8 protein-coding genes are annotated in these 9,665 nt (G+C 35.5%); 6 read left to right on the top strand and 2 right to left on the bottom strand.

Annotated elements, in window-relative coordinates; translation table 11 throughout:
- Positions 1–60 precede the first annotated feature (60 nt).
- The 5 genes from ACZ1AQ_RS07750 to ACZ1AQ_RS07730 all read left to right on the top strand — a co-directional run bounded on the left by ACZ1AQ_RS07750 (position 61) and on the right by ACZ1AQ_RS07730 (position 6,395).
- Positions 61–1,023 (top strand): PorP/SprF family type IX secretion system membrane protein, encoded by a 963-nt coding sequence (locus tag ACZ1AQ_RS07750; RefSeq protein WP_489632358.1) that lies wholly within the window; start codon positions 61–63, stop codon positions 1,021–1,023.
- Between the two features lie 484 nt (positions 1,024–1,507).
- On the top strand, positions 1,508–2,695 hold the full coding sequence (locus ACZ1AQ_RS07745; protein WP_489632357.1) for a phosphoglycerate kinase: 1,188 nt from the start codon (positions 1,508–1,510) through the stop codon (positions 2,693–2,695).
- 200 nt (positions 2,696–2,895) lie between these two features.
- Positions 2,896–4,911: a lytic transglycosylase domain-containing protein gene (locus ACZ1AQ_RS07740; protein WP_489632356.1), complete on the top strand. Its 2,016-nt coding sequence runs from the start codon at positions 2,896–2,898 to the stop codon at positions 4,909–4,911.
- A 48-nt stretch (positions 4,912–4,959) separates the two neighbouring features.
- Positions 4,960–5,940 carry a DUF4837 family protein gene (locus ACZ1AQ_RS07735; RefSeq protein WP_489632355.1) on the top strand — a complete coding sequence of 327 codons (981 nt, stop codon included), beginning with the start codon at positions 4,960–4,962 and terminating at the stop codon, positions 5,938–5,940.
- Between the two features lie 8 nt (positions 5,941–5,948).
- The gene (locus tag ACZ1AQ_RS07730; RefSeq protein ID WP_489632354.1) at positions 5,949–6,395 is read left to right on the top strand and encodes a GNAT family N-acetyltransferase; all 447 of its coding nucleotides are present in this window, start codon (positions 5,949–5,951) and stop codon (positions 6,393–6,395) included.
- 271 nt (positions 6,396–6,666) lie between these two features.
- Here ACZ1AQ_RS07730 and ACZ1AQ_RS07725 read toward each other — a convergent pair whose 3' ends face one another.
- Together ACZ1AQ_RS07725 and rnpA are read right to left on the bottom strand one after the other, a co-directional pair.
- Positions 6,667–8,304, bottom strand: coding sequence for a S41 family peptidase (locus ACZ1AQ_RS07725; protein WP_489632353.1), 1,638 nt, complete (start codon positions 8,302–8,304; stop codon positions 6,667–6,669).
- A gap of 73 nt (positions 8,305–8,377) precedes the next feature.
- Positions 8,378–8,803 carry a ribonuclease P protein component gene (gene rnpA / locus ACZ1AQ_RS07720; protein ID WP_489632468.1) on the bottom strand — a complete coding sequence of 142 codons (426 nt, stop codon included), beginning with the start codon at positions 8,801–8,803 and terminating at the stop codon, positions 8,378–8,380.
- Between the two features lie 127 nt (positions 8,804–8,930).
- Between rnpA and ACZ1AQ_RS07715 the strand changes: the two genes are divergently transcribed.
- On the top strand, positions 8,931–9,665 hold the full coding sequence (locus ACZ1AQ_RS07715) for a lysophospholipid acyltransferase family protein (RefSeq protein WP_489632352.1): 735 nt from the start codon (positions 8,931–8,933) through the stop codon (positions 9,663–9,665).

Here is a 9,665-nt window from a genome sequence, read left to right as displayed (position 1 = left end):
GTAACCACGACGCTATGCCCCAATAGCGCGTGGTAATGCCAACAAAGAATCTACTGTATTATGAAAAAGAGTTTAATTGCATTGTTGCTTTTTATGAGTGTGGCAGGTCACACTCAAGAGTTGAATTTGCCCGTTTGGACACAGTATTTGGCCGATAACCCTTTTGTGTTGTCTCCAACCTATGCAGGAATAGGTGATAATTTTAGAATTCGTTTGAATGGATTGACACAATGGGTTGGAATCAAAGACGCCCCAAACAACCAATCTGTTTATGCCGATTTTAGAATTGCAGATCAATCGGGTGTTGGGATTTCTATGTATAATGATAAAAACGGGAATACGCGCCAAACTGGAGCTAAAGCTTCGTTTGCGCATCATATTATTTTGGATTATTATTCTAAACAATATTTGTCTTTTGGTTTATCATTTAACATTAACAATTTCAAAATTGATATAGATGATTTATCGCCTACGAATCCAGACCCATCTATCAATAATAATCGTTTTACATCCAACAATAACTTTGATGTTGGACTATTGTATCGTTTGAATAAATTTTATTTGAGTTTTAATGCTAGTAATATTTTACCCAAAGATTTGGATAAGTTTATTGCACTAGAGCCAGACTTGTTGCGTAATTATCAAGTGTACTCTGGATATGTTTTTAGCGATGGAGGATATAACCGCGGAGAAATTGAACCTTCAGTGTATTTTCAATACTTTGAATCGGATAGAAGATCAAGCACCGACATAAATATCAAATACAGAAAATATAACAGTTATGATGACTATTATTGGGTTGGAGCTTCCTATCGTTTTTTGAATGACCAAATAGGAAAACCACTAAATGTAGGACCAATGGTAGGTTTTAAAAAATCAGGATTTTATTTTGGATATGCCTACCAAATTACAATGAATGAGATGGCGGCTTACAATTCTGGTACGCATATGGTTACTTTAGGATTTGATTTCTTCCAAGGATTAAGTAATTGTCCTTGTACCCAAAATCCAGTTCACGAATAGTTTTGCAAATAGTATACTACTAGAGCCCTTTTCATTTTTTTGGAAAGGGCTTTTTTTTGTTCGTTAATCGGTTAGCTGTTCTATTGTTAAAGGTTTAATCGTTTAATTTGTTAACTGTTTAACTAGCTTAACTTTTTATTAACCCACACCTCACACCTCATACCTCATAACCGACAACCCAAAACTGACAACCCAAAACTGACAACCCAAAACTGACAACCCAAAACTGACAACCGAGAACTGACGACCGAGAACTGACGACCGAGAACTGACGACCGAGAACTCACAACTGACGGCTGAGAACTGACACCTGTCAAGCCATTATTCCTTAATTTTTTTAACCCTTTAGTTGTGATATTTATAAATTTACATCGATTTCGTTATTAATTAGCTATTTTTTAATAGTGGGCACTACAAATCAAAAACGTAAAATAGTGTATCTTTGTGAGACCATATACATTTTTAAATTAAATACATATATATAATGAAAACTTTAAACGATTTCAATTTCAAAGATAAAAAAGCAATTATCCGTGTTGATTTTAATGTGCCTTTAGATGAAAATTTTAATGTAACGGATGCCAACAGAATTGAAGCTGCAAAGCCTACTATTGATAAAATTTTAGCTGACGGTGGAAGCGTTATTTTAATGTCGCACTTAGGAAGACCAAAAGGAGCTGAAGACAAATATTCGTTACGTCATATAGTAGCTAAAACTTCTGAAGTTTTGGGTGTACCTGTTCAATTTGCTACAGATTGCATTGGAGAACCTGCTACTACTGCAGCTGCGGCTTTACAACCTGGTCAAGTGTTGTTGTTAGAGAATTTACGTTTTTATAAAGAAGAAGAAGCTGGCGATGTTGATTTTGCTAAAAAATTAGCGGACTTAGGTGATGTTTATGTAAATGATGCTTTTGGAACAGCACACCGTGCTCATGCTTCTACAACCATTATTGCTCAATTTTTTCCAACAAGTAAATGTTTTGGAACGTTGTTAGCCAAAGAAATTGATAGTTTGAATAAAGTATTAAAAAACAGTGAGAAACCTGTAACTGCCGTATTAGGAGGTTCTAAAGTGTCTTCTAAAATTACAGTAATCGAAAATATTTTAGACAAAGTAGACCATATGATTATTGGTGGTGGTATGACTTTTACTTTTATTAAAGCCTTAGGCGGATCTGTTGGTGACTCTATTTGTGAGGATGACAAGCAAGATTTGGCGCTTGAAATTTTACGTTTGGCTAAAGAAAAAGGGGTACAAATTCATATTCCTGTAGATGTAGTGGCTGCAGATGATTTCTCTAATACAGCCAATACACAAGTAGTAGATGTGAAGCAGATACCAGAAGGATGGCAAGGTTTAGACGCGGGACCAAAATCATTGGCTAACTTTAAAGAAGTAATTTTAGCTTCTAAAACTATTCTTTGGAATGGACCATTAGGAGTTTTTGAAATGGAAACTTTTGCCAAAGGAACGATTGCTTTAGGTGATTATATTGCAGAGGCTACTGCTAATGGTGCTTTTTCATTAGTTGGTGGAGGTGATTCTGTAGCGGCTGTAAAACAATTTGGTTTTGAACACAAAGTAAGTTATGTTTCTACTGGTGGAGGTGCTATGCTAGAAATGTTAGAAGGAAGAACCTTACCAGGAATTGCAGCGATTTTAGAATAATCAAAAAATTTGCGATTTTTAGAATTGCATAACTATTCGAATAATCCTACTTTAACATATTTTTTTAAAGTAAAATGGGCTTAAAAACCATAAATATTGTATATTTAACAATATTTATGGTTTTTTTTAGTTTTTACCAAGTAATTTTGCAAAACCAATTGGTTAATCAGCTGAAATAAAGCACATTGAAATCAAATTATATGAGTCTTAAAAATGCCACACTAAGCTTATTGTTCCTTATCTCGTTTGTTGCTTTTTCGCAGCAAGTCGCTGAAGTTAAATCGATTCAACCCTCTCCTATACCTCTTTCTTATTTAGATTCTATCAAACAAACTTTTGTTCGACATACTACTACTGAACAAGTCGATAGTTTATGGATGAAAGAGTTAACCAACTTAGATATTTACAACGACTTAACTAAGGATATTCAAACGATAAACACAGATCAAAGTGTTGATTTTGAATTGCCCACCGAGTTATTAAAACAAAGACTAGCGGCTATGGATGCCAAGTCTCCGTTTCATATTGAATACAATCAAGGATTAGAAAATTTGATTAAATCCTTTTTGAAAAACCGAAAGAAAGCTTTCGCTCGTTTAATGGCAACCTCTGAATATTACTTTCCGATTTTCGAAGAAGCTTTGGCGAAAAAGAACATTCCTTTAGAAATAAAGTATTTAGCCATAGTAGAATCTGCCTTGAATCCAAAAGCGGTTTCTAGAGTTGGTGCAACAGGACTTTGGCAATTTATGTATCATACCGGAAAACAATATAATTTACGAATCGATTCGTATGTTGATGAGCGGTCGGATCCGTTGAAATCTTCTGAAGCAGCGGCACAATATATGGCCAATATGTACCCTTTATTCAACGACTGGGATTTGGTTTTAGCCTCCTATAATTCAGGTCCAGGAAACGTAACCAAGGCCATAAGGCGATCGGGCGGTCAGCAAACGTTTTGGGACATAAAAAAACATTTACCACAAGAAACTCAAGGTTACGTCCCTGCTTTTTTAGCTACGATGTACTTGTATGAATACCATAAAGAGCACGGCATTAAACCTGAACGTGCTACTTTCAAACACTTCGAAACCGACACGATTCGTATCCAAAAAGAAATCTCCTTCAAACAAATTTCCGATTTAATCGATATCCCTGTAGTCGAATTGCAATTGTTGAATCCTTCGTACAAAATGAATGTTATTCCTGTTTATGGCGATCAACCTAATTATTTGCGATTGCCACAAAACAAAATTGCCATTTTTACTTCTAACGAAGATAAAATCTATGCTTACGTCGCTTATGATAATAACCAACGAAGACAACCTTTGCAATGGTCAAAATCAGCTTTAGCATCTAGAGGAAAAGCGGCAGATTCTTCGGATGTGGCTACTATCAATGAATGGTATAAAATCAAAAAAGGTGATAACTTAAACACAGTAGCTGCCGATTATAAAGTTACCGTAGCTGACCTTAAACGTTGGAATGGAATCAAAGGGAATTCGGTTCCTTTAGGTAAAATATTAAAAATTAAAACCTCTCGTCCTGGAGTTGAAACCAATCCTACAGCTATTGCGAGCACTGCCGTTGCTGGAGTTAAATCCGCAGAAAAAACTAAGGAAACTCAATTAGATTCGCTTTTAGTTGCTCCAACCACTACGCAATATATCGTCCAGAAAGGTGATAATTTGAATATGATTGCTCGTAAATACAATGTCTCGGTAGAAGATTTGCGTACTTGGAATCCAACTACAGCTAATAATTTGAAACCAGGAATGAGTTTTCAGGTTGGCGTTAGTCAAGCGGTTGCCGTTCAAGAAGTGACGAAACCAGAAGTAAAAGATATTACGTATACGGTTCAGGAAGGGGATAATTTAGGAACTATTGCCAAAAAATTCGGGACAACACCAGCTAATTTGATAGCTTGGAATGCTATTTCAAAACAAAAAGTACCTGTTGGAACAGCCTTAATTGTGGCCAAAAATGAGATTGCTATCATTACCAATAATGCTACAGCTGATTCATTTAAGAAAAAAGAATTATTTCCTTCTTCTAAAACGAAAGGAACCTCGAATGATTATTATGTAAAAAAAGGAGATTCACTTTTTAGCATTTCCAAAAAATATCCTGGAGTTACTATTTCTGATTTAGAGAAATGGAATGGCATTACCAGTCAAGATTTAAAACCCGGAATGAAGTTGAAAATAAACGGATAATACAATAAATTGGGCTACATTTGGGTTTTATTTTATAAGATAAAAATTATGAATAAAGCCCATTTTTTATACCTTTTAGTTTCGTTATTCTTGTTTTCCTGCGGAAAAAAACAAGAACCATTATTGCGTGAATCGGTTGGTAAAATCAATACGATTGCCGTGATTATGAATGATGCTTTATGGAATGGGGAAGTGGGTGATTCGCTGCGAAATAAATTAGCAGCCCCTGTTTTTGGGTTGCCTCAGGAGGAACCCTTATTTACCATCAATCAATATCCAGATAAATTAGTAGAAGGCTTCATAACGGATAGCCGTACCATAGTGGTTGTAAAAAAAGGGGTAACTACAGGATTTGAAGTCAAGAAAGACCAATATGCCAGGCCGCAAACTGTTTTTCATCTTACGGGAACTACTAATGATACGCTTTTGTATTTATTAGAAAAGCACAGTCCCGAAATGATTCAGATCATTAAAGAAGGCGAAATTCAAGCCAATCAAAAAATCAATAAGGAGTCATTATTGAATCCCAAAATTATAGAGAACAAATTTCATATTCGTCTGGATGTACCTTCAGATTTTGAATATGCGGTTCAAAAACCTCGTTTCATTTGGTTAAAAAAAGAAATTGTGAGCGGAAGTATGAGTCTGTTGCTTTATCAAGTTCCTCTAAATACCATCAAAACCAAAAACCCTATTGCCTCAATCATTCGAATGCGTGATTCTATTGGGAAGTTATACATCAAAGGTCGTGAAGCACAAACACCTATGATAACTGGCGAAGGCTATGCACCGTATTTGTTCAAAATAAAATTAGATAACCGTCCCACTTTTGAATCGAAAGGGACTTGGGAATTAAAGAATGATTTTATGTCTGGACCCTTCATCAATTATGTGATTTTTGACAAAGAGTACAACCGAATAATGGTGTTAGAAGGATTTTGTTACTCCCCCGCCGATGAAAAAAGAGATATAATGTTTGAGTTAGAATCGATTATTAAATCGGTTCAAATAATTGAAAGAAAAAAATAAAAGTTGTTATGAGTTTACAATGGGAAATTAAATCCTTCGAAGCGTTGACTGTTCATGAGCTGTATGATATTTTAAGATTAAGAAGTGAAATTTTTGTAGTTGAGCAAAATTGCGTCTATTTGGATTTGGACGGAAAAGATAAAAAAGCCCTACATCTTTTTGGAACGTATGAAGATAAAGTTGTAGCGCATGCTCGATTATTACCGCCAGGGATTAGTTTTCCCGAAGCCTCAATAGGTCGAGTAGTGGTTGATGCTAGGTATCGAGATAAAAAATGGGGTCATGAATTGATGCAAAACGCTATTGCTGGAATTGCAACTCATTTTAACGAATCAGTCATCACGATTGGTGCGCAATTGTACTTGAAAAAATTCTACGAAAGCCATGGTTTTGTGGCTATTAGTGAAATGTATTTAGAAGATGACATTCCGCATATCGAGATGAAGAGGGGTTAATCATATAAATTATGATTCTTAGATTTCTATTTTTTGTCACATCGAGCGCAGTCTAGATGCAGTAATGGTTCTCGACTGCGCTCGAACTGACATTAGTGTTGTTTTAAACTAATTTTTGATTTCTAAAACATTAGGAGAAGAATTTAAAGGACATTAAAACTAACTTATATGACCATAAATTTCTTATATGGTTCAAAAATTTTACACATTGACTTGAATACTTATACGCCTAATATGTTTAAGAATTGATGCTAATTTTTACTGCGTTCTCTTACATCTTCAAAATACTATTATACTCTGCCGAAGTATTCAACACGCTTACCGCCTTTTTAATTTCTGGATTGCTTTTGATGTAGTATTGGTAGAGCCCTTCTTGGTATTGGTAGCGTTTGATAATCTCGTCTAGCAATAAATTTTTAATTTCTTTTTGATTTTTGTCCAAAGCATTCCATTCACTTTTTTGAATAGCATTCAATAATTGTTGGTATTCCGCCGTAATGCTTTCGTCTATTTTTTCTTTTTTGGCAGCAGCCAAAGTCTTTTTCAAGTTTACTTCGGTTTCGGTATCCAAATTGAATTTTTTGTTTTTCAAAAACAGTTTGAAATCATTGTAATCCGCATCGGTGATAGTTGGAATGGTGTTGCCTAAATTTGGATTTTTGTAATAATACGTAGTGGCATAATCAAAGATGGCCTCGTTTCTCACTACCGCATTGGCTATAGCACTTACTTGTGTTTCTGCTAATTCAATGTCAGGCTGAATACCTCCTCCGTCGTATACGGTTCTTCCTTTTCTGGTTTTAAAAGCATTATAATTTTTTTCTTCTGTACGCGTAGCTACTCCATTTTTATCTTTTCTGGTGTAATCTAAAGCTTGTATGCAACGACCAGAAGGGGTGTAGTAACGAGAAATAGTTACTTTTACTTGTGTTCCAAAAGACATATCGATAGGACGCTGTACCAATCCTTTTCCAAAACTGCGACTGCCTAAAACCACCGCACGATCCAAATCTTGTAACGCTCCTGCCACAATTTCTGAAGCCGAAGCGCTTTTTCCGTTGACGATGATGACTAAGGGAATGTTCAAATCTACTGGTTCTCGAGTCGTTTTATAGGTGTTGTTGTATTTTTCTACTTTCGATTTGGTGGTTACTATGGTTTCGTTTTTGGGCACAAACAAATTGCAAATGTTCACCGCTTCATTCAACAGTCCACCAGGATTGTCTCTTAAGTCCAAAACGATGCGTTCGGCACCTTCTTTTTTGAGTTGTTCCAAAGCGTCTTTTACTTCTGAGGAGGCTTTTTTGGTGAAATGAGTAAGTACAATATAGCCGGTTTTTGCATCAATTTTCCCGAAGAAAGGAACCGATTTGATTTCTACTTCATCCAAAACCAATTGGGTGCTTAGGGTTTTTCCTTGACGAATATATTTAATGTCAATCTTAGTGTTTTTAGAACCTTTTAGCAATTGTGAAGCATCGTCTTTGAAGTCTTTTAGTACCACATCTCCAATTTGAATAATAGCATCGCCCGCTTTAAGACCCGCTTTGTCGGCAGGAAAATTTTTGTAGGGTTCTTTGATAATCAATTGGTCTTCCTTACGACTGATTAATGCGCCAATCCCAGTATATTCACCCGTGTTGTTGATTTTGAACTTCACCACATCTGCTTCATTGAAGTAGTTGGTGTAGGGATCCAAACTCGCCAACATCCCTTTGATGGCCTTATCCATCAAATCACCGGGATTAGTCTCATCTACATAATTAGAGTTGACTTCTTTAAAAAGAGTCGTAAATATTTCTATTTGCTTGGCAATTTCGAAGAAATCATTTTTAAAACTTACCCCAACAAACAAAAAGGCAGAAGCCAAAACGGGAATGATGTATTTTTTTTGGAAAAATGCGTTCATAATCTAAGTGTTGGTTTATAAATAGACCTCTAAATTAGTAATAAAAGAGGAATAATAAAGGGAATCCGTTTTTTTAGGACAATTCTGTGCTGGTTGAATCGCTGATTTTAGCTTCGTTTGCTTTTTTTTGAGCTTGATGTGCTACAAATTTTTCAAACAATTGAATCGTTTTGGTATTGATTTCATCGAAAGACAAACGCTCTTTGGTTTGGTAAAAAAACATAAAAGCATAGGGTTCATCCAAATGTGGAATCAGTATATGTTTGTTTAATCGATAAGTTTCTCTCAGTACGCGTTTGAAGTAATTGCGATCTACGGCTTTCTTGAAGTATTTTTTAGAAACGGAGACACCCATTTTTATTTTCTGTGTGGTTTCTTTTTTCTCTTGGCAATACACCAATCGCAATGGATATTTCGATACCGATTTGCCTTCGGTGAATAATAGTCCGATGGTGGTTTTGCTTTTGAGCTTTTCTTCTTTTGGGTAACTGAAATCCATTACATTCAATAAAACAGTATGCGAATTAGGGTACAAAGGTACAATTAAACCCCAAATGGATTATTGTTTAGGATTTAAATCGCATTAAAAAATTTAATTCGTACTTTTGGCCCTTTATTTCAATAGCATGCAAAAAATAATTTCGTACCCCTTATCCGTAATTTACTATTTGTGTTTTGGGCTTTGTCTGGTAATTTTTCACCCTATCCAATGGATTTGTTTTAATGTATTTGGATACCAAGCCCATAAAAAAAGTGTCGATTATTTAAACTTCTTTTTGGTTAGATGTACCAATATTTTGGGCACCACGTACCGATTTGAGAATTTGGATAGTGTACCTAAAAACGTTCCCCTAATAGTGGTAGCCAATCATCAAAGCATGTATGACATTATAGCAATTATATGGTACATGCGTCGTTTTCATTGCAAGTTTGTTAGTAAAAAGGAATTGGGAAGCGGAATTCCGAGTGTGTCCTATAATTTGCGTCACGGAGGTTCAGTTTTGATTGATAGAAAAGACCCGAAACAAGCCATACCAACCATCAAAGGCTTATCAGAATATATAGAAAAAAACACCCGTTCAGCCGTTATTTTCCCTGAAGGAACCCGAAGTAAAACAGGAAAACCAAAGGAGTTTGCGCAAAGCGGATTAAAAATATTATGCAAATATGCACCTTCTGCTTATGTGGTGCCTATCACAATAAATAATTCCTGGAAGATGGTGCGTTATGGTGCTTTTCCGATGGGTCTAGGAAATCGTTTAACGTTTACCATTCATGAGCCTATGGCAGTTAAAGACTATGCTTTTGAAGAGTTGATTCAGAAAACAGAAGCCGCAGTAGTAAGTAAAATTCAATTTTAA

This window comes from Flavobacterium sp. UM26 (genome assembly GCF_057922445.1).
Note: the sequence above shows the minus strand (reverse complement) of the source record. Positions and strands in the feature narration are given on the sequence as shown.